The 25,912-nt window shown below is 54.1% G+C and carries 23 protein-coding genes and 3 pseudogenes; 17 read left to right on the forward strand and 9 right to left on the reverse strand.

Annotation, left to right across the window (positions count from 1 at the left end; translation table 11 throughout):
* The first annotated feature begins 10 nt into the window (after positions 1-10).
* Positions 11-529, forward strand: coding sequence for an SRPBCC family protein (locus tag BSZ31_RS00935; protein WP_105027142.1), 519 nt, complete (start codon positions 11-13; stop codon positions 527-529).
* 13 nt (positions 530-542) lie between these two features.
* On the opposite strand, the gene BSZ31_RS00940 is transcribed toward BSZ31_RS00935, so the two are convergent.
* The 3 genes and pseudogenes from BSZ31_RS00940 to BSZ31_RS00950 all read right to left on the reverse strand — a co-directional run bounded on the left by BSZ31_RS00940 (position 543) and on the right by BSZ31_RS00950 (position 3,330).
* Positions 543-881 carry a TIGR01244 family sulfur transferase gene (locus tag BSZ31_RS00940; RefSeq protein WP_008252062.1) on the reverse strand — a complete coding sequence of 113 codons (339 nt, stop codon included), beginning with the start codon at positions 879-881 and terminating at the stop codon, positions 543-545.
* Positions 882-928: 47 nt separating this feature from the next.
* Positions 929-1,926: pseudogene (locus BSZ31_RS17710) on the reverse strand (cytochrome d ubiquinol oxidase subunit II).
* A 15-nt stretch (positions 1,927-1,941) separates the two neighbouring features.
* Positions 1,942-3,330, reverse strand: a complete 1,389-nt coding sequence (locus tag BSZ31_RS00950; RefSeq protein WP_105027143.1) for a cytochrome ubiquinol oxidase subunit I — start codon at positions 3,328-3,330, stop codon at positions 1,942-1,944.
* Between the two features lie 177 nt (positions 3,331-3,507).
* Here BSZ31_RS00950 and BSZ31_RS00955 point away from each other — a divergent pair, with 177 nt between their 5' ends.
* The 4 genes from BSZ31_RS00955 to BSZ31_RS00970 all read left to right on the forward strand — a co-directional run bounded on the left by BSZ31_RS00955 (position 3,508) and on the right by BSZ31_RS00970 (position 6,988).
* Positions 3,508-4,650: a multidrug effflux MFS transporter gene (locus BSZ31_RS00955; protein ID WP_105027144.1), complete on the forward strand. Its 1,143-nt coding sequence runs from the start codon at positions 3,508-3,510 to the stop codon at positions 4,648-4,650.
* Between the two features lie 149 nt (positions 4,651-4,799).
* Positions 4,800-5,669 (forward strand): alpha/beta hydrolase, encoded by an 870-nt coding sequence (locus tag BSZ31_RS00960; RefSeq protein WP_008252055.1) that lies wholly within the window; start codon positions 4,800-4,802, stop codon positions 5,667-5,669.
* Positions 5,670-5,771: 102 nt separating this feature from the next.
* The gene (locus BSZ31_RS00965) at positions 5,772-6,068 is read left to right on the forward strand and encodes a hypothetical protein (protein WP_105027145.1); all 297 of its coding nucleotides are present in this window, start codon (positions 5,772-5,774) and stop codon (positions 6,066-6,068) included.
* Positions 6,069-6,088: 20 nt separating this feature from the next.
* The gene (locus tag BSZ31_RS00970) at positions 6,089-6,988 is read left to right on the forward strand and encodes an NAD(P)-dependent oxidoreductase (RefSeq protein WP_105027146.1); all 900 of its coding nucleotides are present in this window, start codon (positions 6,089-6,091) and stop codon (positions 6,986-6,988) included.
* 599 nt (positions 6,989-7,587) lie between these two features.
* On the opposite strand, the gene BSZ31_RS00975 is transcribed toward BSZ31_RS00970, so the two are convergent.
* Positions 7,588-8,541 (reverse strand): CysB family HTH-type transcriptional regulator, encoded by a 954-nt coding sequence (locus tag BSZ31_RS00975; RefSeq protein WP_105027147.1) that lies wholly within the window; start codon positions 8,539-8,541, stop codon positions 7,588-7,590.
* A 112-nt stretch (positions 8,542-8,653) separates the two neighbouring features.
* On the opposite strand from BSZ31_RS00975, the gene BSZ31_RS00980 reads away from it, so the two are divergent.
* The 7 genes and pseudogenes from BSZ31_RS00980 (at position 8,654) to cobA (ending at position 15,686) form a co-directional block, all read left to right on the forward strand.
* Positions 8,654-9,451: a sulfite exporter TauE/SafE family protein gene (locus tag BSZ31_RS00980; protein WP_105027148.1), complete on the forward strand. Its 798-nt coding sequence runs from the start codon at positions 8,654-8,656 to the stop codon at positions 9,449-9,451.
* A pseudogene (locus BSZ31_RS00985) lies at positions 9,452-11,130 on the forward strand (nitrite/sulfite reductase).
* Positions 11,131-11,670 carry a DUF934 domain-containing protein gene (locus BSZ31_RS00990; protein WP_105027149.1) on the forward strand — a complete coding sequence of 180 codons (540 nt, stop codon included), beginning with the start codon at positions 11,131-11,133 and terminating at the stop codon, positions 11,668-11,670.
* A 2-nt stretch (positions 11,671-11,672) separates the two neighbouring features.
* Complete coding sequence (locus BSZ31_RS00995; protein WP_206018521.1) at positions 11,673-12,470, forward strand: phosphoadenylyl-sulfate reductase; 798 nt, start codon at positions 11,673-11,675, stop codon at positions 12,468-12,470.
* Between the two features lie 40 nt (positions 12,471-12,510).
* Positions 12,511-13,434 carry a sulfate adenylyltransferase subunit CysD gene (gene cysD, locus BSZ31_RS01000; RefSeq protein ID WP_105027150.1) on the forward strand — a complete coding sequence of 308 codons (924 nt, stop codon included), beginning with the start codon at positions 12,511-12,513 and terminating at the stop codon, positions 13,432-13,434.
* Between the two features lie 52 nt (positions 13,435-13,486).
* On the forward strand, positions 13,487-14,836 hold the full coding sequence (locus BSZ31_RS01005; RefSeq protein WP_105027151.1) for a sulfate adenylyltransferase subunit 1: 1,350 nt from the start codon (positions 13,487-13,489) through the stop codon (positions 14,834-14,836).
* 55 nt (positions 14,837-14,891) lie between these two features.
* Positions 14,892-15,686 carry a uroporphyrinogen-III C-methyltransferase gene (gene cobA / locus BSZ31_RS01010; protein WP_105027152.1) on the forward strand — a complete coding sequence of 265 codons (795 nt, stop codon included), beginning with the start codon at positions 14,892-14,894 and terminating at the stop codon, positions 15,684-15,686.
* 19 nt (positions 15,687-15,705) lie between these two features.
* On the opposite strand, the gene BSZ31_RS01015 is transcribed toward cobA, so the two are convergent.
* The 4 genes and pseudogenes from BSZ31_RS01015 to lptF all read right to left on the reverse strand — a co-directional run.
* Positions 15,706-15,966 carry a hypothetical protein gene (locus BSZ31_RS01015; RefSeq protein WP_008252035.1) on the reverse strand — a complete coding sequence of 87 codons (261 nt, stop codon included), beginning with the start codon at positions 15,964-15,966 and terminating at the stop codon, positions 15,706-15,708.
* 22 nt (positions 15,967-15,988) lie between these two features.
* On the reverse strand, positions 15,989-16,366 hold the full coding sequence (locus BSZ31_RS01020; RefSeq protein ID WP_105027153.1) for a sirohydrochlorin chelatase: 378 nt from the start codon (positions 16,364-16,366) through the stop codon (positions 15,989-15,991).
* Positions 16,363-17,601: an LPS export ABC transporter permease LptG gene (gene lptG / locus BSZ31_RS17145; protein ID WP_105027154.1), complete on the reverse strand. Its 1,239-nt coding sequence runs from the start codon at positions 17,599-17,601 to the stop codon at positions 16,363-16,365. The genes BSZ31_RS01020 and lptG overlap by 4 nt, the downstream gene beginning before the upstream one ends.
* Positions 17,602-17,713: 112 nt before the next feature.
* A pseudogene (lptF, locus tag BSZ31_RS01030) lies at positions 17,714-18,736 on the reverse strand (LPS export ABC transporter permease LptF); the annotation flags it as partial.
* 110 nt (positions 18,737-18,846) lie between these two features.
* Here lptF and BSZ31_RS17150 point away from each other — a divergent pair.
* The 4 genes from BSZ31_RS17150 to BSZ31_RS01045 are packed head-to-tail and all read left to right on the forward strand — an operon-like array spanning position 18,847 to position 21,132.
* Positions 18,847-19,212: a hypothetical protein gene (locus tag BSZ31_RS17150; RefSeq protein WP_240605610.1), complete on the forward strand. Its 366-nt coding sequence runs from the start codon at positions 18,847-18,849 to the stop codon at positions 19,210-19,212.
* Complete coding sequence (locus BSZ31_RS01035; RefSeq protein ID WP_240605611.1) at positions 19,140-20,447, forward strand: leucyl aminopeptidase; 1,308 nt, start codon at positions 19,140-19,142, stop codon at positions 20,445-20,447. Before BSZ31_RS17150 ends, BSZ31_RS01035 begins: the two co-directional genes overlap by 73 nt.
* 10 nt (positions 20,448-20,457) lie before the next feature.
* Positions 20,458-20,880 carry a DNA polymerase III subunit chi gene (locus tag BSZ31_RS01040; protein ID WP_105029694.1) on the forward strand — a complete coding sequence of 141 codons (423 nt, stop codon included), beginning with the start codon at positions 20,458-20,460 and terminating at the stop codon, positions 20,878-20,880.
* Positions 20,881-20,901: 21 nt separating this feature from the next.
* The gene (locus BSZ31_RS01045; protein WP_105027157.1) at positions 20,902-21,132 is read left to right on the forward strand and encodes a hypothetical protein; all 231 of its coding nucleotides are present in this window, start codon (positions 20,902-20,904) and stop codon (positions 21,130-21,132) included.
* On the opposite strand, the gene BSZ31_RS01050 is transcribed toward BSZ31_RS01045, so the two are convergent.
* Complete coding sequence (locus tag BSZ31_RS01050) at positions 21,133-22,758, reverse strand: methyl-accepting chemotaxis protein (RefSeq protein WP_105027158.1); 1,626 nt, start codon at positions 22,756-22,758, stop codon at positions 21,133-21,135.
* Positions 22,759-23,019: 261 nt separating this feature from the next.
* Here BSZ31_RS01050 and BSZ31_RS01055 point away from each other — a divergent pair, with 261 nt between their 5' ends.
* Positions 23,020-25,869, forward strand: coding sequence for a valine--tRNA ligase (locus BSZ31_RS01055; protein WP_105027159.1), 2,850 nt, complete (start codon positions 23,020-23,022; stop codon positions 25,867-25,869).
* The last annotated feature ends 43 nt before the right edge of the window (positions 25,870-25,912 follow it).

Here is a 25,912-nt window from a genome sequence, read left to right on the forward strand (position 1 = left end):
GACCCCCTTCATGAAATTTGAACATTTGGTGCAGATCAACGACCCAAGCTTGCCTGGTATTGACTGGTTAACAAGGCAACAACTCTGGTTTGGTTTGGTAGCACGGGCCTGGAAACCCACCCGCTTCATACTTGGCCTCGAAGACGCGCAAGTGATGCAAACCAGTCAACAAGGCAATGTCACCACGCTTGCACGCGTGCTCAATTACGGCCCCTTTCAAATTGAAGACACCATCGAGCTGATCGAAGAAGACCGTACCAAGACCCGCATTGTAGCGAATCAGTTTTGCGGCGACAGCACACTGACCATTTCGATTGAAGAACCTGAATCGGGTGAACTGTGGCTGCGGTTTCAGTACCAGGTCAGCGATGCGCCAGTCAGCCAGGGTGGCCCCGAGGTGTCGTCACACGACGTGGACGAGATTCGAAAGCAGGCTTATCGCGCAGCAGACATTGACACCGTGCGAATGATTCGCGAGCTGGCCATGGCCATGCCAGCGAATCAAGCTGACAACCGGAAAGACCACTAGGTGAAAAGCATGCTCATTTCAGGGCACAGGCACCCATGTAAATTTGGCCGGAACGATTGCCGCTGCGGCAGTAAGCCAAAACCGGTTTTTCCGCTGCATCCAGAATGCGTTTGAAGTCCTCAAGCAGCACTTCCGAGGGAGGTTGACCCACTTCCATGGGCAAATAGTGAATGGCTAGGCCCAGGCTTTTCGCCTTGGCTTCAATGACTGAGTGGGCCAGTTGAGCGCCCACCTCGTGGTCGGGCCGGTTATTCACAATCGTTTTAAAGCCCAGTTCAGCGATTGCTTCCAAATCTTCCGGACTGATTTGGCCGCACACTGCGACCTCATTGCTCAGTTGCCTGATGCTCATTTCAACAAATTCCTTCGGTGCGTTGTCACAGCATGAAAGCTGCGCTGTTACTGATAAGACAGTTCTTTGGCCTTGCCCCAGAACACTTTGTAAGAAAACGCAGTGTACCCGAGGATGGTTGGCAAAGTGATCACCACACCCACCAGAATAATCTTCAATGCTTCGGGGGAAGAGGCAGCCTCCCACACGGTTAGCTGATTCAGCACCACGTACGGGTACTGACTGTAGGCCAGACCCATGAAGGCCAAGGTCATGACGCCCGCCGTCAGTGCGAAAACCATCCAACCATAGCCGGCATCCATCAGACGCTGGCTGCCAAGCACATGGTGAATACCCCACAGGCACAACACCGATGCAATTGGAATGGGCGCAAGCGCTACGATATTGGGAAAACTGAACCATTTCTCGAAAATCTCAGGCACGACCAAGGGTGTCATGGCTGAAATAAAGGCAATTGAGCCAGCATGGGCCAAAAACTGATTCTCCCCCAGCGGCGAGACTTCTCGATCAAATCGCCTTCGGTTTTCATGATCAACCAACCACTGGCCAGCAGCGTGTAGGCAAAAGGCAGAGTGATGGCCACACCCAAATTGAACACCAGTTGTGACCAATGGTTCGAGAAACCAGTGATGTAACTGCCCAGCATCCAGCCTTGTGAAACCGAAGTCACCAGCGAACCAATGAAAAAAATCCGGTTCCACAGCGGCTTGTAAGCCACATCCACCTTCACCCGAAAATCAAACGCCACACCGCGCAGCACCAAGCCCAACAGCATGAACGTGACAGGCAGGTACAAAGCAGTCAACACCACGCCGTGTGCTTTTGGAAACGCCACCAGCAATACACCCACACCCAGCACAAGCCAGGTTTCATTTGCATCCCAGAACGGACCAATAGAATTGATCATGGTGTCTTTTTCATCGTCTGTGGCATGGGGTAACAAAAGCCCCACACCCAGATCGTACCCATCCAGCACCACGTAAATCAGCAGGGACAGTCCCATGACACCCATGAACAACAGCGGCAAAAACTCTTCGAAAGTCATCACGCAGGTCCCCTTTTATTGTTCGCGGCGCAGCTTGTCTGCAGGTGTAGTTGCCGTGGGTGCTCCACCCCAATTGACCTTCTTGGATGAACCGATTCCGCCCAACAGCATATACCGCAGCACCCACACATAAGAGATGATCAAACCAATGTACATGGCCATGTACAACAACACGGTGAATGCCAGCAACTGGGGCGGGTGCTGGGCCACCACATCGGCAGTGCCCAGCACGCCGTACACCACATAGGGTTGACGACCAATTTCGGTGACCCACCAGCCAGCCACCGTGGCCACCCAGCCCGAAAACATCATGAACATCAAAGCGGTCAATATGAGTCGATGGGTTTTGTTTTCAAGCACTGGGCCTGTTTTGCGGAAGGCCCACACCGAGGCCCAAGACACCAGCAACATCAACACTCCCATCCCCACCATGACCCGGAAGGAATAAAACACAGGACCCACTGGTGGGTGAGTATTGAGAAAATCATTGAGCCCTTTGATTTCGCCGTCAAAGTCGTGCGTCAAAATGAAACTGGCCATTTTCGGTATGCCAATTTCAAAATGATTGGTACGCGCTTCGCTGTCGGGAATGGCAAACAACAGCAGCGGTGCACCCTTCTCGGTCTCCCAAACGCCCTCCATGGCCGCCACTTTGGCAGGCTGGTGTTTCAAGGTGTTCAATCCGTGCAAATCACCCACAAAAATCTGGATTGGAATCAGTACGGCAGCGCCATAAACACCCAGCTTTAACATGTGGCGAGTGAAAGGCTTCTCACGTTTGCGCAGAATTTGAAGTGCGCTACCGCCCGCAATCACAAAGAACACAGTCAAGCCGCTGGCCAGCAACATGTGCGTGAAGCGATACGGGAAAGACGGGTTCCAGATAATTTCCAGCCAATTGGTGGCGTGCATCTGGCCATCAATAATTTCGAAACCCTGCGGGGTTTGCATCCAGCTGTTCAGCACCAGAATCCAGAAAGCCGATAAGGTGGTGCCAAATGCCACCAAAAAGGTGGCCAACAAATGAACCTTGGGCGACACCCGCTGTTTGCCAAACAACATCACCCCCAAAAACGTTGCCTCCAAAAAGAACGCGGTCAGCACTTCGTAGCCCAGAAGGGGGCCAGAAATGTTTCCGGTTTTCTCCATGAATCCCGGCCAGTTGGTGCCGAACTGAAAACTCATGGTGATGCCCGAGACCACGCCCATTGCGAAGGTCAGCGCGAAAATTTTTGTCCAGAAGTAATGGGCCTGCTCCCATTCCGTTTTGCCAGTGCGCACATGCTGCAAGCGCAGGTAAAACATCACCCAGCCCAGGCCGATGGTGATGGTTGGAAACAGGATGTGGAAAGTAATATTGGCCGCGAACTGGATTCGGGCGAGATCAAGCGACGTGAATTCCATGCAGCACCCCACGAAAGCAACTGAATACAAACAGCCATGGCATGAATATGACCATAATTAGCTACATGCAGTCTGTCAAATTGGTTTGCTCAATGAAGCACTGCACAACGCGTACAATGCCCAATCCCCTCGCACTGGAAGCCAGTTTTGTGATCAACCGTCCCATGTTTTTACTGCTTGCAGCACTCGCCGCATTTGCCCCGCTGGCAATCGACCTGTATTTACCAAGCTTTGCTGCAATCAGCGAGGAACTGCAGGCACCCGCAGCGCGTACAACAAACTGTGACCGTGTTTCTGGCCGGGTTTGCCATGGGCATGCTGTTTTATGGGCCACTCTCCGACCGGTTTGGGCGCAGGCGAATGATCTTTGCCGGGACCACCTTGTTTGTGTTGGCCAGTGTGGCCTGCATGCTGGCGCAATCCATCGAGCAATTGCTGGCGTTTCGACTGATCCAGGCCTTTGGAGGTGGGGCCGCTGCGGTCATTTCGCGTGCTGTCATTCGGGACCTGTTTGGCGAGACAGACTCCGCCCGAGTCATGGCCATGATCGCCATGGTTACCTCGCTGGCACCCATGATTGCGCCACTTCTTGGCGCGTATGTTTTAGAGCTGGGTTCATGGCGTTACGAATTTCTCGCCTTGGCGCTATTTGGTGCCGCATGCACCATCGCCGCCTACCTGTTACTGCCCGAAACCTTGAGCCAAACCCGCAGCCAAACTTCGATATCGCTGGCCTTTCGGGGTTACTGGACTGTTTTCCAACACAGAGATGCACGCCTGCTGATCATTTCAGGTGGAGCGCATTTCGCCGCCATGTTCGCCTACATTACGGGTACACCCTTTGTGTACATCGAATTTTTTGATTTGAGTGAAAAAACCTATGCCGTGCTGTTCGGCTCCAACATATTGACCTTGATTGGATTTGGTTATGCATCGACAAGGCTGGTGAAACACACAGGCACTACCCCGCTAATTAAAACCGGCTCAATGCTGGGTTTGCTGGGCGCACTCCTGGTATTGAGCAGCGCGTGGAATGCTGGCACAGACCACTGGAACCTGGGTCTGATGGTGATCGGCTTCCTGATGTGCGTAGGATCATTGGGGTTTGTTGCCCCCAACACCACCGCACAATTGTTGGGCAAGCACCCTAAAAACGCGGGTGCGGCCTCGGCCCTGTATGGCTGCGCACAGTTTGGTTTGGGAGGATTGGCCAGTTGGGCTGTTTCGGTAGTGCACGACGACACCGCTTTACCCATGGCAGCCGCCGTGGTGGCCTTTGTTGCACTTGCATGCTGGGCCAGCTTGCGACTGAAACGCTGAACTTTTCATTGTAAGCACAAAATTATTGCCATTGTGTTTAATCAACCGCGAAATTGGCATGAAAATTGGACTTTTTGGTCCCTTTACGGTATGTTGTGTCACGAATTTATTCTGCCCAATAACCCAAACACACATTTTTGCACTGCCATATGGCCGACACAAAAGCCCAAAGTGGCGAGAACCAGCCCGACGTGGCTTGGCTCGAGAGCCAGTACAACGTCCGCTCTTACCTGCCCGATCACCCAAAAACTTTTGCTCGCTGGGCCGAACAGTCCCGCTACGCCCGTTTTGATCTGGATGGGTTCTGGAACCAGTACTTCGGTGAATCGGAAGCAGAAACCGTGGATGTCATTCCAGGCAAGCCCGGCAAGCCACTGTTGATTTTTATCCACGGCGGATACTGGCGCTCACTGGACAAATACGACTTCACCTTTCTGGCCAAGCCTTATGTGGCCCGGGGCTATTCGGTGGCACTGCTGAATTACGGCCTGATTCCACGCGTGACGATTGAAGACAGTGTTCGCCAAACCTTACGCGGCATTGAGTGGCTGTATCGCCAGGCGGATCGTTTTGGTTTTGATGCCAACCAGATCGTGGTGTGCGGACATTCGGCTGGTGGGCATTTGGGTGTGATGAGCGCGTTGGCGTTTTGGCCCCTTTGGGCCTCCGACCTGCCACAAGACGTGGTGAAGTCCGTGATTGCCATTTCGGGCATTTACGACCTGAGCCCCTTGGTGCACACACCTTTCATCCAGAAAGACCTGAAGCTGAATCAGAAGCGCACCCGCATGGTCAGCCCGGCCTTGATGCCCAAGCCCACCATTCCAGTGCACCTGGCCTTTGGCACCAAGGAAACCGATGCCTTTAAGGAACAAAGCGCTTACTTGGCATCTCACTGGGGCCTGAACCCACCTTTGCAGGTCAATGCCGATCATTTCAGCATTTGCGACAGCATCGCTGATCCAAACAGCGAACTGTTCATGCTGATTCAAAACCAGTTGCTGTTGCCATCTCACTAAGACAGCGCTAGAAACTGAACGGGTTATTCCCCCATGTTCGGTAAACTGCTTTTCAGGCTGGTGTCGTATAACTAAACTGTACACACCAGCCTGGAGGCAACAATGCCCCTCACAATCGCCTATTCCAACGCCGCCGGTTCATTGGGTCGGCGTTACCCCGATGGTCAAACACTGATGCGCAAACGTACACTTCGCCAAACCGTGAAGTTGTTCAAAGTCGGCGCCGAAGTGCTGCTGAACACCGCGCCAGCCACTGTGATTGCCTATAACATCGCCGAGTTTGGACGCTGGATATCAACAAGTCACCCGGTGCTGGTTCAACTGCACAGCGGCGAGCTTCAATATTGCCGTTTAAACGACCTGCACATTGCTGAAAACCCGAGCATGCAGACCCACTGAAGCTGACTATAATCCGGGGGATGAACTCAACATTCCCCACACCCAAAACCATTGGCTTTATTGGCCTTGGCAACATGGGGTCCGCCATGGCGGCCCACCTTTGCAATGCGGGCTACACTGTGCTGGCCTGGGCGCGCAGCGCATCCACCTTCCAAGCACTGGCTGACATCCCTCTTGTTGCGCAACCGAGTATTGAAGCCCTTTGCGCAGGTACACGCCTGCTTGCTTTGAATGTCACGAACACCGCGGATGTTCAATCGCTGCTGTTTCGCGATGGCGGCCTTGCGCAACATGCACAGCCTGGTTCGATCATTGTGGATTTCAGTACCATAGATGCGGCTGCTGTGGCCGACATCGCACGCCAATTAGAGTCCCGCGACATTGATTACATTGATTGCCCTGTCTCTGGCGGCGCTGCGGGCGCGCGCGCTGCAACCTTGAGCATGATGGCAGGCGGGGATTTGGCAGCCTTCAATCGGATTGAGCCCATGCTCAAGCATTTGGGCAAGACCATCCGGCATGTGGGGCCTTCGGGTGCAGGTCAAGCCATTAAAGCGGCCAATCAAATGGCACTGTGCATTCAATTGGTGGGCATTGCCGAAGCCATGAATTACGCACTGGAGCAAGGTGCTGAATTGAGCGTGGTACTTGAGCTGCTGCAAGCCGGATTGCCCGCGAGCCGTGTATTGGATTGGGCTGGCCCCCATATGGTGAAAGGTTTCACCGACCCGGTTTCCATTGAGGCGCACCTGCACGCAAAAGATGTGCGCATGGTGGCGGATGCAGCGAAGAAGCAGGGTTTGCACTTGCCGCTGTTGTTTAAAACCGCAGAATTGCTGGATGAACTGGTGGTCAATGGACCTAAAAGTCAGGACACGTCGAGAGTTTTTGAGGTGGTTCGCAAGCACATGCGAGCCTAGCGGCAAGCCGAACCGCTGAACAGCCGTACCGCTCGAGCTTGGCGCGTCGACAAGCGGCATAGCTGCAATGTTTGGGCTTGGCGCATCAACAAGCAATAGCCGCACTGTTCGGGGCTAGCACAGTAACAAGCCGCACCGCTGCACTATTCGGACCTTGGCACAGCCCGAGTTCTCCCAACTAACCCTCTGGCTTGGGTCATGCAAAGCGCAAAAGCGCCTTTGCATCGATTCCTCGCGGAATCGCCCCGCGCTGCGAGGCCGTTGGGCGGGCTGGCCTGAACTCGCCCCGAACAGCGCTGCATGTGCAACTTGTAAAACGCTGCGGCAAGTTGCGTGATGTACGCGATGTGCAAAATGTGTGCTTAGCTTTGCGGTGTGCAGATTTGATCGGGTGCGCGTGTGCTTGTTGCGACAGTCGGGAAAATCTGCAGCGTGCCAAGCCGGGCTGGTGCCCTTCAGGGCAGAAGCCGCCCCGACCGCTTTTTTCGAGGGGCGGTTTCAGGCAAGGCGAGGTTCAGCTTGGGGCCAACAGATTTTCCGTCGCGACAGGTACTGCGCTCCGAACAAATCAACCACGCACACACCCAAACCAAGCAGCATCAAATGTCGTACGCCTGCCCCCCACCCAACACGCGGTCTATCAGCTTAGGGGTCAACATCGGTGCAAACACCGCAATGAATTCATACATCAGCGTGCGCATGAACACACCTTGCCGCAGGGCAATCCGCGTGGTGTTGCGGCCAAACAAGTGGTCCACTGGCACAGCCATCAACCCTTTGTCTTTCAACGCATCAAAAGCCACTTCAGCAATAATACCCACGCCCAAACCCAAACCCACATAGGTTTTAATCACGTCCGCATCAATGGCCTCAAGCACCAGCTCAATATTCACCCCGGCTTTTTGAAACGCGGCATCAATCTTTTTGCGCCCTGCAAAATGGGTTTCGTAAGTGATGATGGGCATCTGATCGAAATCAGCCAGCGCAATTTGCCGCCCGCCCGATGCAAAAGGTTTTAACAGGGGCGAATCGGTGGGCGCCACCGCAATGTGTCCCCAGTCGTAACAGGGAAATGTCACCAGGTCGGGTTCATCAGCCAAAGCCTCGGTAGCCACGGCCAAGTCGGCCTGGTCTTTGCGCACCCACTGCGCCAGTTGCTCAGGGGTTCCCTGCAGCAAGATCAGCTTCACCTTCGGGAATTTTTTGCGAAAAGCAGCCACCGCCTGTGGCAACACATAGCGTGCCTGTGTGTGGGTTACGGCCACTGTTAACTGCCCGCTTTCGCGCGCTGCAAATTCTTCACCCACTCTTTTGATATTTTCAAGTTCCGCCAAAACGCGCTCGCAGGCTTGATACACCAATTCTCCAGGCGGCGTTAAACCCTTGATGCGTTTGCCGTGTCGCTTGAAAATTTGAAAGCCCAGCTCTTCTTCAAATTCGATGATTGCCTTGGACACACCTGGCTGAGAGGTGAACAGCGCCTTGGCCGCATCGGTCAAGCTGAAGTCATGGCGAACCGCTTCCCGAACGAATCGAAGCTGATGCAAGTTCATAAAAACCCTTTATTCCACAGGGGAATATATAAATGGAAATACTATCGTTTGAATTATAAGGGCTAGCGCTTACACTTCAAGTCCCAAAAAACCATTTTCATCGAGCTTTCACGTGCCTTTTGACATCGATTTAGTCTACGTAGCTTCCGGCCTTGCGGTCGGCCTTCTGGTCGGCCTGACCGGTGTGGGTGGTGGCTCGTTGATGACGCCATTGCTGACCGTGTTGTTCGGTGTACCTGCCACAACTGCCGTGGGTACAGACCTGGCTTTTGCGGCAATCACCAAAGGCGCAGGCACTGTAGTACACCGCCTTCGCAGCACGGTGAAATGGAAAATTGTGGCCCTGGCCTGCTTGGGAAGCGTGCCAGCGTCACTGATCACAATTGCAATTTTGCACGGCCTGGACATTCAAAATGCCGGCAAAGGCAGCCCGATTGATGTGTTTATCCGCTGGTCTATTTCCATTTGCGTGATGCTGACAGTGGGCGTGCTAATTTTCAAAACAAAGATTGTTGATTGGCTGCAACACCATCCACAGGCCCAATTGCACGACAAAACGCGTACCATCGCGACCGTGGTTGCATTTGCAATCATCGGTATGTTGGTGACTGTTTCTTCAATTGGTGCTGGTGCAATTGGCGCCATGGTGCTGATCATGCTGTATCCACACTTGAAAGCCTCTGAAATAGCGGGTACCGACATTGCCTATGCGGTACCACTTACGACTGTGGCGGCCTTTGGCCACTTTAGCCTGGGCACCGTTGATTTTGGTTTGTTGGGCGCACTGTTGTTGGGGTCAATCCCCGGCATCACGGTGGGCAGTTATTTAAGTCGCGCAGTGCCTGAGAAGTTCTTGCGCGGGGTATTGGCCACGACCCTCACCGCCGTGGCCGCAAAACTGGTGATGTAAATGTACAAATACGACGACTACGACCACGCCCTGGTACGCGAACGCGTGGCTCAGTTTCGCAACCAAACCGAGCGCTTTCTGAAGGGTGAACTGACAGACGAAGAGTTCCGCCCCTTGCGCCTGCAAAACGGCCTGTACATTCAGCGCCATGCGCCCATGCTGCGCGTGGCCATTCCTTATGGCCTGCTGGGCGCAAAACAGTTGCACAAGCTTGCCGATATTGCGGCCAAATACGACCGCAATTATGCACACTTCACGACACGCCAGAACATTCAATACAACTGGCCCGCACTGGAAAATGTACCCGCGATTCTTGCTGAACTGGCTGAAGTTGAAATGCATGCCATTCAAACCAGCGGCAACTGCATTCGCAACACCACCAGCGATCCGTTTGCAGGCATTGCGAAAGACGAATTTGTAGATCCACGCCCATTCTGCGAACTGATTCGCCAGTGGAGCACCTTCCACCCCGAGTTCGCTCACCTGCCCCGCAAATTCAAGATTGCCGTGAATGGCGCAGCTGAAGATCGCGCTGCGGTGCAAGTGCACGACATTGGTGTGAACTTGACCCGCAATGCGGCTGGCGAAGTGGTAGCCAAGTGCTGGCTGGTGGCGGTTTGGGTCGCACTCCCGTGATCGGTTCTGTGATCAAAAACGACCTGCCCTGGCAGGAGCTGCTCACCTACATCGAAGCGGTGATGCGCGTGTACAACCGCTATGGTCGCCGTGACAACCTGTACAAAGCCCGCATCAAAATTCTGGTGCGTGCCATTGGCCCTGAAGAATTCTCCAGGCAGGTTGAAGAAGAATGGCAACACATCAAAGGTGGTGTGTCGGTGATTCCCCAGAAGGAATTTGACCGTGTTTCATCTTTCTTCACAGCCCCCGCCTACGAACAGTTCAGCGCTGAACAGGTGGCCACCATTGCAGAACAAAACCGTGGCCTGCGCGCCAAGCATGTAGGCTTTGATCGCTGGCTAACCCGCAATGCACGTGAACACCGCCAGCCCGGTTATGTGGCCATCAGTATTTCCCTGAAGCGCCCTGGTATCGCCCCTGGCGACGCCACGACTGATGAAATGCACTTGATTGCTGACCTGGCCGAGCAATATTCATTCGGTGAGCTGCGTGTAACTCACGAACAAAACTTCGTGCTGTCCGATGTGGCTGAGCAAGATTTGTTCGAGTTGTGGAGCACCCTGAAAGAACACAATTTGGCCATGCCCAATATTGGCTTGGTCAGCGACATGATCGCCTGCCCGGGCGGTGATTTCTGTTCACTGGCCAACGCCAAATCCATTCCGATTGCCTTGGGAATTCAGGAAGCCGTGGACAACCTCGATTACCAGTTTGATTTGGGCGATCTTAGCTTGAACATCTCGGGATGTATCAACTCCTGTGGTCACCACCACATCGGTAACATCGGTATTTTGGGTGTCGATAAAAACGGTGAGGAGTGGTACCAGGTTACGCTGGGCGGCCGCCAAGGAAACAATGCATCCATCGGCAAGGTGATCGGCAAATCGTTTTACGCCGAAGATGTACCCGGTGTGGTGGTAAAGCTGCTTGAAGTGTATGTGCGCGAGCGTCATGAAGATGAACTGTTCATCGACACCCTAGACCGCATTGGCGCTGAGCCTTTCAAAGACCACGTGTACGCCAACAAGGAGGCCGCGTAAATGAGCCAAATTATTGTTAAGCCGTTAAACGGTGAAGCCGCGATTGTTGCCGATGAATTTGTGGTTGTTGAAGTGGGTACGGCTGAAACACCTGTGGCAGTTCCCTCCGAGGGCAAAGTGCTGGTGCACCTGTCCGTGTGGGAAGCAAACAAAGCAGATTTGACTGCGCGCGCCGAAGTGGGCGATTTGGGTGTGTACCTGAACCCTGAAGACAACCCGGAACAATTGCAGGGCGACGTGAATGTGCTGAAGCTGATTGCATTTCACTTCCCGGTGTTCAAGTTTGGCCAAGGCTACTCAGGCGCTTACCTGCTGCGTGCGCGCTATGGTTTCAAAGGCGACATTCGCGCATTTGGCGATATTTGGCGGGACCAGTTTTTCTATCTGGCGCGTTGCGGCTTCACGCAATTCGATATCAAGGAAGGCAAATCGCTTGAAGACGCACTGAATGCGTTTTCCGATTTCACCATTCCTTATCAAACCAGCGCCGATGGCTCACTGCCTGTGTTCAATCGCAGGGCGGCCGCGGCGGGAGCATAAGCATGAATGCAGTGAACACTTCGCGCTTTCACAGCGTCGAAGCAACCCCCGACAACAGCGTTGCACTGGAACAACCGATTGCGGTGTTTCGTGGCCCGCACCAGCCCGCCACCGACATTTCAAGCAAAATACAGGCGTTGGAAACCCTGTTGGCTCAAGCCGCACAAGAGTTCGACAACATCGCACTGGCCAGCAGTCTTGCTGCTGAAGACAATGTGTTGTTTGATGCGATTGCGCGCCTGAAGCTGAACATTCGTGTATTCAGCCTGAATACAGGTCGTCTGCATCAGCAGACACTGGATGTCGCCCATGCCCTGCAAGCCAGATATGGTCAAACAGTGCAGTGGTTTGAACCACAGGTGCAAGCCGTTGAAACCTACGTAAACACCAAAGGCCGCGATGCCTTTTATGAGAGCACTGCGCTGCGCAAAGAATGCTGCGGTATTCGGAAGGTAGAGCCATTGGCTCGCGCACTGAAGGGTGCTAAAGCGTGGATTACTGGTCAACGCCAGGCGCAGGCAGCCACCCGTGCCACCTTGCCGGTGCGCGAATTCGATACTGACCGCGGCATTGAAAAATTCAACCCGCTGGCTGATTGGAGCGAGGCGGATGTGTGGACCTATGTTCGCCAGTTTGATGTGCCTGTCAACAAGCTGCACTTCGAGGGTTTTCCGTCGATTGGCTGTGAACCCTGCACCCGCGCCATCACCATTGGTGAAGACATTCGGGCGGGCCGCTGGTGGTGGGAAGACCCAAGCAGCAAGGAATGCGGTTTGCACAACGCCAACCTGAAGAAATGAACTGAATTCAACCATTGAAGAACACAAGTCGAGAACAATCATGAGCACGCAAGTGAGCACGCAAAAACACACCATGTCCCACCTGGACTGGCTTGAAGCAGAAGCAATTTACATCATGCGCGAAGTGGCCGCTGAATGCGCTCGTCCCGCCATGTTGTTCTCAGGCGGCAAAGATTCCATCGTGATGCTGCGCCTTGCGGAAAAAGCATTTCGCCCTGGCAAGTTTCCATTTCCCCTGGTGCACATTGACACCGAACACAACTTCCCGGAAGTGATTGAATTTCGCGACTGGAAAGCCAAGCAATTGGGCGAAGAACTGATTGTTCGTTCACTGGAAGGCTCCATCAAAAAGGGCACCATTCGCCTGCCGCACCCCGACGCTTCACGCAATGCGTTTCAAAGCGTCACACTGCTTGAGACCCAGGAAGAATTTGGCTTTGACGCACTGATGGGCGGCGCACGCCGTGATGAAGAGAAAGCACGTGCGAAGGAACGTATTTTTTCTTTCCGGGATGGCTTTGGTCAATGGGACCCAAAAAACCAGCGTCCTGAACTTTGGGACCTGTACAACACCCGCGTTCACCCCGGCGAACACATGCGCGTGTTCCCGATTTCCAACTGGACTGAACTGGACGTGTGGCAATACATTGAACGCGAAAAGCTGGAACTGCCCAACATTTACTACGCCCATGAACGCGAGATTATCGAGCGCAATGGTTTGTTGGTGCCTGTTACCGAGATGACCCAACCCAAGGCCGGTGAAACTGTCACAACGCGCACAGTGCGCTTCCGCACTGTAGGCGACATTACCTGCACCTGCCCAGTGGCAAGCACTGCAGCCACGCCAGCTGAAATCATTACTGAAACAGCGGTGACCGACATTACCGAGCGCGGCGCAACCCGCATGGACGATCAAACTTCCGAGGCCTCTATGGAGCGCCGCAAGAAAGAAGGTTATTTCTGATCCCCGGGCCTACGAGAAACACACGCGCGAAATAAACAACGAGATGAATACCATGAATGCAATTAACGAAGCCTTGAAACTGAGCACCCAAGACCACGGCGTGCTGCGCTTCATCACAGCCGGTTCTGTCGACGACGGAAAGTCTACCCTGATCGGTCGCTTGCTCTTTGACAGCAAAGGTATTTTTGCCGACCAGCTGGCTGCCATTTCCAAGGCAAAAAACAAGCGCACTGCCGGCGATACCATCGACTTTTCATTGCTAACCGATGGCTTGGAAGCCGAGCGTGAGCAAGGCATTACCATCGACGTGGCTTACCGCTACTTCGCCACGCCTGCGCGCAAATTTATTGTGGCCGACACACCGGGCCACGAGCAGTACACCCGCAACATGGTGACTGGTGCGTCCACAGCCGACGTAGCGATTGTGCTGGTCGACATTACCCGCGTTACTTTTGAAGAAAGCACAGAAGGCCTGAAAGCCACGCTGCTGGCCCAAACCAAACGCCACAGTGCAATTGCCGGCAAGCTGGGCATTCCGGCCATTTTGTTTGCCGTAAACAAAATGGACCTGGTTGATTTTGATCAGGCCAAATTCATTGCGACTGAAAAAGCCGTGCGAGAACTGGCTGTTACCGTTGGCGTGCAAGAGGCGCTGGTGCTGCCCATTTCCGCCCTCACGGGTGACAACGTGGTTACTGCCAGCCCCAAAACACCTTGGTACACCGGCCAGCCCCTGCTGCCCATTCTGGAAAACATCCCCAGCCGTGCTGACCGCGCAGAGGCTGCTCACAAAGTGGGTTTCCGTTTCCCGGTGCAATTGGTGGCACGCCACGATGGTCACAAAGCCGAAGATTTCCGCGGCTACATGGGCCGAGTCGAAGGCGGCAGTGTGAAAGTTGGCGACACGGTGGTGGTGCATCCTTCAGGCCAAAGCGCCGTGGTATCTCGCATCGTGTTTTTGAATGACGACTTGCCAGAAGCCCACCTGGGTCAGTGCGTAACACTGGTGCTGGACCGCGATGTGGACGTGTCCCGTGGGGATCAAATTGTCAGCAGTGGCGACACTGTAAACCACGCCCCGGTGAAGGCATTGACGGCCGACATTTGCTGGCTGGACAATGAACCATTGAACCCTGCACGCAAGTACTGGATCAAGCAGACCACTCGCCAAACCCAAGCCAAAATTAAATCGGTGAACCTGGTGCTCGACATTCACACCCTGCTGCACGGTGAAAGCACCAAAACGGTGCAAATGAATGACATCGCACAGATTGAATTGGTGCTGGCCCAGCCCATCGTGGCGGATTTGTACACCGAATGCCGTGCAACAGGCAGTTTTATCCTGATTGACGGTGCCACCAACCAAACTGTGGCCGCTGGCATGATCGTTGCAAAGAACTGAGCAACGACCCTTCACCCGGTTGTTGGTTGCTTGTTCTTAAATAGGGACTTTTGAGATGGGACGCGTTGTGTTGATTGGTGCAGGACCAGGAGCGGAGGATTTAATCACCGTTCGCGGCCTGAAGCTGTTGATGCAGGCAGACTGTGTGTTTTACGACGCGCTGGTCAGTCCCTCTCTTCTTTCTGAAGCCCACCCCAATGCAAAACTTATCGCCGTTGGAAAACGATGCGGCAAGAAATCGACTGCCCAGCACTTCATCAACAAACAGCTTGTTGAAGCGGCTGAGAAATACCGCTTGGTTGTGCGCCTGAAAGGCGGCGACCCCATGGTGTTTGGCCGTGCCGATGAAGAAATTACCGCACTGAAAACCGCAGGCCACACCGTTGAAGTGGTGCCTGGTGTTACTGCTGCACTGGCGGCGGCCAGCAGCCTGCAAGCCTCGCTCACCTTGCGTGGTGTGGCCCGCAGCCTTACTTTAACCACCCCTTCAGTGGGTGCTGATGAAGTACCCAGCACCGAATTGTTCACCGGCACTGAAAACGACACCGTGGCTGTGTACATGGGTTTGCGTCAGGCCGGGCCTTGGGCTTCCGCCTTGCTTGAAAAAGGCCGCAATCCCAACACTCCCGTCATTCTGTGCGAAAGCGTGTCATTGCCCGCCGAGAAATTTACACCACTGAACCTAGGCAAGCTGCCCTTGTTTTCTTCGGAACAACTTACCGATGGACCTTGCCTTATCCTGATTGGGCAAGCGCTGGCCAAAGCGCAGGCTGAATTGCTCACCGGCAATAAAAACCCGGCCAGTGTTGAATTGACCGGGTCGTTATTCGGATCGAACAAAGCTGCTTGATCGTCGGTAAAGCGGGCATTTAACCCGCCGCGGCTTCGCACTTCTTCATGAATGAATTTTTGGCCGCACCAGCCAGCTTCTTTCCGTCTTTACCCACCGCGCGTTCTTCGCAGCTGGCCTTGTTTTCAGCCAGGCATTTTTTCATGAACGAATTTTTTGCAGCACCCGCCAAGGGCTTGCCCTCTTTGCTCACAGCCTTGGCCTGACAAGCGGCCTCGGTCGATTGTGCGTGGGCGGGAATGGAAAAACACAGCGCAGCCAACAGCAACCATTTCTTCATGTTGTATCTCCAGTTGTTTTGATTAAACCTGCTGAACAATTTCAGTGGCAATTGCTTGCCACACTGCATCCCACTGACCCACAGCCGTTGTGGCTTCAATGTTCAAACCCGGGTTCCTGGCTTTCATTTCAGCCATGATCACCGGGAAATCATTTTTCAAGTGTCCGCCCCGACCAAAGAAAATAGGCACCACTTGAATGTGCTTCACCCCACCTTGCGCCATGCAATCCACGGTATCAGGCAAGCTGGGGGCCATCAGTTCCAGAAAGGCCAGCTCGACCTGCACACCGGGCAACTGCGCCACCAACAGGCTCTGCAAATGTTTCATGGGCTCGGCCCACTGCGGATCGCGTGCACCGTGGCCAAACAACACGATCGCTTTTTTTCCGGTACTGCTCATCGGTTCCTCAATACATTCAAAGTACGCCAAGGCGCTGGTTGCGACACCCACCACAATGCCCCCATGCCCACCACAAATCCCAGCAGGCTGGGCAAAGCAGCGCTCACAAAGGGCGGGAAACTGGCCACCATGCTGAGGTGGGAAAACAGGTTGTTGACCAAATGGAAACCCACGCCAATCATGATGCCCGCAAACACCTTTACGCTGACACTGCCCGAGCGGAAATGCAGGTAGGCAAATGGCAGCGAGATCATCATCATGATGAGAATGGCAAACGGGTACATTATTTTTTTGGCGAAGGCCAAATCAATGTTGTCAGTGGCCTGCAAATTACTGCTCAGGAATTTCGAGTAGTTGTACAACTGCCAGGCGCTCATGCGGTCAGGGCGAACGAATAAACCCGTGAGCAACTCTGGGGACAAATTCGAGGTCCAGCGCATGGTGTCGAGTGATTCAAATTCACTGGCCTGAATGGTTAAACCCGCACGGGCCGCATCGGGGTTGTTCACTGCCTCATCGAAATAACGCTGCAGCAAAACATTGCGCAATTCCCAATCGCCACTGTCCGGATCAAACTTTGCACTTTCAGCGCGAACCCAAGCACGAATTCTGGATTCAGGATCGAGCTCATAGTATTCAAGTTTGAGCAATTCGCCGTCTTTGTTGAATGAATCAAAATTCACGAAACGCACCCTCGACTCTGCATCCGGGGCACTGTAGGTGTCTCGCATCCAGTATCCGCTGCGAAAATCACGGTCTACCTCATAGCCCAGGGCCTTGGCGCGCATGGGCACTGCTGCCCTTTCGGCCAAGGGTGCCACGCCCTCGCCAAACAACACCGTAATGACCACCACGCCCGCCGCAATTCGAACCAGCATTTTCAGCATGCTGGTGGTGCTTAGACCTGCGGCGCGCATGGCAGTCAATTCACTGCTGGCGGCCAATTGAACCAGCGCGTATATGGAACCAATCAGCGCGGCGATGGGCGCTATTTCATAAACCCGTGCGGGCAGGCCCAGCAACACGGCGATGAAATAATAAAACCAGCTGGTGCCGGGCAAACTCAAACGGTCTACCTCGGCGATCAAATCAAAAAATGCGAACAAACCGACAAACGCAACCATCACAAAACTGATGGCTTTGTAGAGTTCGCTGCGAAAATACACCAGCAGCGAATGGGGTACCTGAAATGGCTTGCTGACCTGTTTGCGAACATCGCGGGAGGACATTTTCATCGCTTGATCTCCTGGCCCGCCACCACGTCTTGCAAATCAAGGGCGCGACCCGGTCTGCGCCAGCGAAGCAGAGGCGCACCCGCAGGCGGTTACGCTTCACCATCAACAGATAAAACATCAACAGAACACTGGCATGGGGCAGTACCAAAGCCACCCAGAAGTCGAGTGTTTCCTTCGTCACCATGCTTTGGGTGACCGACACGATGTTGCTGTATGTCAGATAAATCAACAAGGCAAAAAGCTGGTTCAGTGAATTGCCGCCGCGCGGATTGACAAAGGCCAATGGAATGGCCAGCAAACCCAGTGCCAGGGCAGACAAGGGCAAGCTGATTCGCCACAACAGTTCGCCTTGAGCGGCGGGTGAAAAATCGGCGATCAGCAAATCGACACGGCGATGTTGCAACTGAAAACTGGGGGCTGCACCCAATGTGTTGTCAATGGCCAAGCCATAAGTTTCAAACTCGGTGCTGGTAAATCGCTCACCGGTGCCGTCCAGAGTAGCGCGGCGCCCGCCACTCAACACCAGGTAGGGCTGGCCGCCGGCATCCACTTCCACGCTGCCACGTGCAGCCGAAACTACTGTTCGGGTATCGCCTTTGGAGTCGACCACAAATACATTTTCGACCTGCTTGGTCACTTCAGATTGACGCTCTACGAAAAACACGCGGTTGCCTTCGCCTGATTCCCTGAACTGCCCTGCGCTGACCTTGCTCACATCACTGCGTTTCGCAAAGCGGTCTTTGGCAGCATCCAGTTCGGCTTTGGCCCAAGGGGTAAGCCATACAGAGCACACCATGGCCAACACGGTGAGCGGCACGGCAAAGCGCAGCACGGGCCGCACCAGCGAGAACAGCGACACACCCGAGGCAAACCAGGCAGTCATCTCCTGCTCTTTGAAGGCACGCGATACCACACCCATGACGGCGATGAACACAGTGATGACCAAGGCAGCCGGCAGGTATTGAAGACCGCCCAATAAAATGAGTGTAAATACTTCAGCGTTGTCAACCTTGCCGCCCGCAGCCTGACCCAGGGTGCGAACCAGCACAGTGGTCACAATGATGGTGAACAGGGCCACGAAGGTGGCGCCTGCTGTTTGTGCGAAGTCTTTTCGAAAAGTGGATCGAAACAGCATGCAATGCGGGTGGGCTGTGCTTTGACTCGCCAACCCAGCTTGTTAATAATGGTAGATTGTCGCATGCATTCGTTTTGAATGGTCGAGCATTAATCGCAACAAGGAACACCATGACAACAACACCCGCCACACCCAAAGCCAAAAAACCCAGCTCCCCACGTGTTGCCAAAAAAGCGGCGCTCACGCCGCCACCCATGTTCAGCTTCAAGGCGGGTACGGGCGCTGTTGCCAAAGTGACTGCTGGCGGGCCGGTGCCAACCAAGGGATGCGATGTGGCAGTGGTTGCGGTGTACAAGGAGGGCGAACTGACCGCCGCCGCGAAACGGGCCGATGTTGACACAGAAGCTTGGTGGCCAATGCCTGTAAAACCGATAAAAACCTGGGAAATGCTGGCAGTTGCCGCGTGGTTTTCAACACCGCGAAAGCCGGCGCGCCGGTGTACGTGCTGGTGGGTCTGGATGAGGCAGACAAACTGAACACCAAAACCCTGCGAAAAGCCACCAGTGCCGCCTGCGAAGCACTCAAAGGCCTGAAGCCTGCGAAGGTATTTTTCGCCGTGAACCAGGAAGTGCCCAAGAAAAGCAGCGACAAGGAAATTGCGGCTCTGTGCGCACGCACCATTGCCGAGAGTTTTTACAGCTTCTCAGCCTGCAAAAAGCAGGAAGACGAAGCAACGCTACCACCTGCCTTCGAGCTGGCCTGCACCAAATCCACCCAAGAGGCTGTTGAAAAAGGCGCCGCCATTGGCCAAGCGATTGGCAATGGCATGCAGCTGACCAAAGACCTTGGCAACTTGCCCGGCAATATTTGCACTCCAAAATACCTGGCTGAAACAGCCAAAGCCCTGGCCAAGCAATACAAGCTGGGCGTTGACGTGCTGGACCACAAAAAAATGGAAGCGCTGGGCATGTTCAGCCTGTTGTCGGTGGGCAAGGCTTCCAGTGAACCCCCAAAGCTGATTGTGCTGAAGTACAACGGCGCAAAAGACCCCAAGGAAGCCCCAGTGGTGCTAGTGGGCAAAGGCATTACCTTTGACACCGGCGGCATTTCCCTGAAGCCTGGCGCTGGCATGGACGAAATGAAATACGACATGTGTGGCGCAGCCAGCGTGTTGGGCACCATGAAAGCCGCCGCTGAAATGAAATTGGCCCTGAACCTGATTGTGGTGGTACCCACGGCCGAAAACATGCCGGCCGGCAACGCCAGCAAGCCCGGTGATGTGGTGGTGTCCATGAGTGGTCAAACCATTGAAATCCTGAATACCGATGCAGAGGGCCGCCTTATTCTGTGTGACGCACTCACCTACGTTGAACGGTTTAACCCCGCCGCAGTGGTTGATGTCGCCACACTGACCGGTGCCTGTATTGTGGCGCTTGGCCACGTCAACAGTGGCTTGTTCAGCCCCGATGACGAGCTGGCCAATGAATTGTTCAAAGCAGGCCAAAACGCATTGGACACCGCTTGGCGCATGCCCTTGGACGAGGAATACCATGAACAGCTGAAAAGCAATTTTGCCGACATGGCCAATATTGGTGGCCCACCCGCAGGCAGCGTGACCGCAGCCTGCTTCCTGCAGAAGTACACCAAGGCATACAGTTGGGCACACCTGGACATCGCGGGCACAGCCTGGCATTCGGGCAAAGCCAAGGGTGCCAGTGGCCGCCCGGTGCCCTTGCTGGCCGAGTTTGTCATGAAGCGTGCAAAATCCTGAGGGTTGTGAATTGACCCGAATTGACTTTCACCTCAATGTGTCGGACCACCTGCTGTACACCTGTCGATTGATTCGAAAGGCGTACGGCAGCGGTTTAAAAATTGTGTGCTACAGCACCCGCTCCGAGGTACTTGAAAACCTGGACAAGCTGCTGTGGACGTTCTCGGAAGAGGACTTTTTACCCCATGTGGTCAGTGGCCACCCCGGCGTGGCCGACACGCCCATTGTGTTGACCGACAAGGCCGATGACATTGCCCACTACGATTTGTTGATTAACCTGGATGAGCAATGGCCACCGTTTTTTGCGCGGTTTGAACGGCTCGTTGAAATTGTGGGCACCGACGAAGACAACAAGGCATTGGCGCGGCAACGCTACAAGTTTTACAAGGAACGGGGTTACCCGCTGAATACCTTTGACCGCGCCAACGGTTAATCGGGGCTTAAGGACAACAACATGAGTGAACATTTTGATGGTGGCCCGCCCCTGTTGACCGAGGTAATTGAATCGGGTTTGCGGGAAATTGAACAATCCACGGGTAACCGCCTGAGTGGCAACTTGAGCGACCCGCAAATTGAAATTTTGCGGGCGCAATTGCCTGAACTGTTCGAACGCGCCCTACTACGGATCAAACCCCAGCTGATGCAAGAGTTTGAAAAAGTAGTGCTGGACGCGCTGAAAAAATAATCAGGTTTTGAACACCTGCACAGACTGCGTCAAGCTGCCTGCCAAGTCTGAAATTTGCTGAGCCACATACTTGTTTTGCGCAATGGCCGCTGTGTTTTCTTCGGTCATTTGCGCAACACGCTCCACGTTGCGGCTAATTTCAACACTCACATTGCTTTGCTCTTTCATCGACACGGTAATGGCCTGAATGGCCTCATTCACGCGGTCCGCATTGGCCTTGATCTGGTCAATGGTTCCCGATACCGAGTCTGCCTGTTCAATGCCCTGCTTCACCATACCCACCGAATCTTCCATGGACTTGGAGGCCTGCTGGGTAATGCTCTGAATCTGGAACACCATGGTTGAAATGCGCTCAGACGAGCCCTTCGTTTGCTCAGCCAGTTTGCGTACTTCATCGGCAACCACTGCAAAACCACGACCGCTTTCACCTGCACGTGCCGCCTCAATAGCCGCATTCAAGGCCAACAAGTTGGTGCGGTCGGCAATGTCGGTGATGGTTGAAATAATCTCGGAAATTTCATTGGACTGCTGCTCAAGCGAGCGCACTGTGCTGGCACTGCCTTGCACCGAGCTGGCAATTTTCCGAATGCCGTCCACCACCTGGCCCAAAGTGACGCTGCCTTGATCGGCAGACTGCTTGGCCTGCATGGCTGTGTGTGACGCATCGTTGGAGTTCTCAGTGATCTGGCTGATCGACACAGTCAATTGCTCGACTGCCGCAGCCATGGACGACGTGGCATCCGCCTGCTCAGAAGCCGCCTTGTTCATTTCATCGGACGAAGTACGCACGGCACTTGCACTCTCAGTCAACGAGGCAGTGGAACCACGAATGCCCTCAATCAAACCACGCAAATTGGTTTGTGCCTTGCCCAGTGCAAGCAACAGCCCGTCCACTTCGTCTTTGCCCTCAACCTTGATGTTGCTGTTCAGCCTTCCCTCTGCCAAAGCGTTGATGTGGGTCGTGGCTGTTCCCAACTTGCGTTTGAACATTCGGGAAATCAAAAAATTCAATACCAAACCGGTGAACAGGGCAAACAATGTAATGGCCACGGTAATCCAGATGGATTGTTGGTAAACACCCTGGCTGGCCTCTTGGCGCTGCTTCAATAAACGGTATTCTTCAGCTTCCACTTTGGTCAAAGCCTGACGCATTTTGTCCATCAGCGGCTTGCCCGGGGTGGCGTCCACCAAAGCATTGAAATCTTCCGGGGCCATATTGCCCTCAATCACCAATCGCTTGGCGTCGATCAGCGGATCCACCACGGAATTCAACCAAGTGCGATAGTGGGCATTGAATAAACGCAATTCCTCCGTCACCACCGCGTTATGCGCCGTGAGTTCGGCCGCCTTGTCCAGGTGTTTGCGAACCTGCTCTTTGCCCTCGTTGTAGGGGGCCAGATAAGAATCATCACCACGCAGCAAAAATCCGCGTTCGCCAGTTTCAATATTCACCAGATTTTCACGAACCCCAAGCACATTCTCGATCACCTCATGGGTGAATTCGTTTTTGGCATTGGCATCCATAATCCGCTTGCTGTTAAATACACCCAAGCCACCGACCACCACGCCCAGCAGAATCACCGTGACCAGGCTGGCACTGAATTTGGCACTAATTGAACTCAACATGAGACACCCCTCTTTGAACTGTCATTGGTTCACAACATAACGTTGTATTTCTAAAAAAGCCTCACTCGAACAGGGCTAATAGAAGACAGCCACCCAGTCGGACGTATGAACATTGTGCAGTACAAGGGGGGGACCGAAATTGGGGAATAAAGGGGCTTTCATGGTCCAGACCAAACAACTCAAAGCCGGGAACACCCCCGCAAACGCTATAATGTCGGGCTAAGCCATTGTTGACGTTGTTCATTTTCAAGTACCACTGCCATGACCCTTGCCAAAAGTTTCGACCCGAATGCCATTGAATCCCACTGGGGCCCTGAATGGGAGCGCCAAGGCCATGCCAAGGCCACCACGGTGGAAGGCAAGCCCGACTTTTGCATTCAACTGCCCCCACCCAATGTAACCGGCACCCTGCACATGGGCCATGCGTTTAATCAAACCATCATGGACGGGCTAACGCGTTATTACCGCATGCGTGGCCACAACACCCTGTGGCAACCGGGCACAGACCACGCAGGCATTGCCACTCAAATTGTGGTGGAGCGCCAGTTGGCCGCCAAGAACATTACCCGCCACGATTTGGGTCGCGAAAAATTCGTGGAAAAAATTTGGGAATGGAAAAACGAAAGCGGCAGCAAAATTACCGAGCAAATGCGCCGCATGGGTGCGAGTGTGGATTGGCAGCGCGAGTACTTCACCATGGACCCCGCCTTGTCCAAATCGGTTACTGAAGTGTTTGTTCGGCTGTTTGAACAAGGCTTGATTTACCGTGGCAAGCGATTGGTGAACTGGGACCCGGTGCTGAAAACAGCGGTGTCTGATCTGGAAGTGGAAAGTGTGGAAACCGAAGGCCATTTGTGGGAACTAAAGTACCCACTGGTGGAGGCAGACCCGGTCAAAGGGCTTACCCACCTTACAGTGGCCACCACGCGCCCGGAAACCATGCTGGGCGATTCGGCAGTGATGGTTCACCCCGATGATGAACGCTACCAGCACCTGATCGGCAAGAAAGTACAGCTGCCTTTGTGCAACCGTGAGTTGACCATTATTGCCGATGAATACGTAGACAGCAGCTTCGGCACGGGCGTGGTGAAAGTGACACCGGCACATGACTTCAACGACTATGCCGTGGGCCAGCGCCACAAGCTTGAGCTGATCAACATTCTTACCCTGGATGCCACCATTGCAAACAATGCGCCTGCGAAGTATGTGGGCATGGACCGCTTTGTAGCCCGCAAACAGATTGTGGCCGACCTGGAAGAACTGGGCCTGCTGGGTGAAATAAAACCCCACAAACTGATGGTACCCAAGGGCGACCGCACCGGCGTGGTGATTGAACCCATGCTGACCGACCAGTGGTTTGTGGCCATGACCAAAGCCGCTGAAGGCGATGCCACTGGCAAAAGCATCACCCAAAAAGCGATTGACGCAGTAGAACAAGGCCAGGTGAAGTTTGTGCCCGAACAGTGGGTGAACACATACAACCAGTGGCTGAACAACATTCAAGACTGGTGTATTTCCCGCCAATTGTGGTGGGGCCACCAAATCCCGGCCTGGTACGGCGAGAACGGCGTGGTGTTTGTGGCGCGTACTGAAGAAGATGCCCGCGCCAAGGCCGCCGCCGCTGGCTACACAGGTGCACTGAAGCGCGACGACGATGTGCTGGACACCTGGTTCAGCTCTGCCCTTGTGCCCTTCAGCACGCTGGGTTGGCCCGAGGAAACCCCCGAACTGACGCACTTCCTGCCCTCCTCCGTGTTGGTGACTGGTTTTGACATCATTTTCTTCTGGGTGGCCCGAATGATCATGATGACCACCCACTTCACGGGCCAGGTGCCTTTCCACACCGTGTATGTGCATGGCTTGGTACGGGATGCTGAAGGCAAAAAAATGAGCAAGTCGGTGGGCAACACCCTGGACCCGGTCGATTTGATTGATGGTTGCAGCCTGGACACCCTGCTGGTGAAACGCACCACGGGCTTGAGCAAGCCGCAAGACGCGCCGAAAATCGAAAAGAAAACCCGCAAGGAATTTCCGGAAGGCATACCCGCCTACGGCGCCGATGCGCTGCGCTTTACCTTCGCAAGCCTGGCCACTTTGGGCCGAAACATCAACTTTGACCAGAAGCGTTGTGACGGTTACCGCAACTTCTGCAACAAGCTGTGGAACGCCACCCGCTTTGTGTTGATGAACACCGAAGGGCAAGACTGCGGCCTGAGCGATCATGACGCAGACGCATGCACACCCGGCGGCTACCTTGATTTTTCTCAAGCCGACCGCTGGATAACGAGTACTTTGCAACGCGTGGAAGCCGATGTAGCTCAGGGTTTCGAAACCTACCGTTTCGACCTGATCGCGCAAAGCATCTACCAGTTCGTATGGGACGAATATTGCGACTGGTATCTCGAAATTGCCAAGGTGCAAATTGCCAATGGCACACCCGCACAACAGCGGGCCACCCGCCGCACCCTGGTACGCGTGCTGGAAACCATATTGCGCTTGGCCCACCCGATTATTCCGTTCATTACAGAAGAACTTTGGCAAACAGTCAGCGTGGTGGCGGGCCGCCGAGAAGAAGGTGTGCAAGCCAGCCTGATGACCCAGGCTTACCCGGTCAGCGTGCCCAGCCGCATTGACGAAAAAGCTGAAAACTTTGTGGCCCAGCTGAAAGCCACGGTAGACGCCATTCGCGCACTGCGCGGCGAAATGGGTTTAAGCCCGGCAGAAAAAGCACCGCTGATTGCCAGCTGTGAAGGCAATGCCGAGCAACGCGTATTTCTGGAAAAAACCGGCCCGGTATTGGCTGCGCTGGCCAAGCTGAGCAAAGTCGATGTGGTTGATTCACTGCCCGCAGACTCCATGGCGCCCGTGCAAATTGTTGGCGAACTGAAATTGATGCTGCACATTGAAATTGATGTGGAAGCCGAGCGTGCCCGCATTGGCAAAGAAGCAGAAAAAATTCGTATTGAGATTGCCAAGTGCAATGGCAAACTGGGCAACGCCAGCTTTGTAGACCGTGCACCCGCAGCAGTGGTGGATCAGGAAAAAGCCAGGCTGGCCGAATTCAGCGCTTTGCTTGAAAAGCTGGAGAGCCAGCTAAACAAATTGAAATAGGCACAAAAAAAAGAGCACCGAAATGAACCATTCGGTGCTCTTT

The organism is Limnobacter sp. SAORIC-690 (assembly GCF_002954425.1).
Taxonomy (GTDB): Bacteria; Pseudomonadota; Gammaproteobacteria; order Burkholderiales; family Burkholderiaceae_B; genus Limnobacter; species Limnobacter profundi.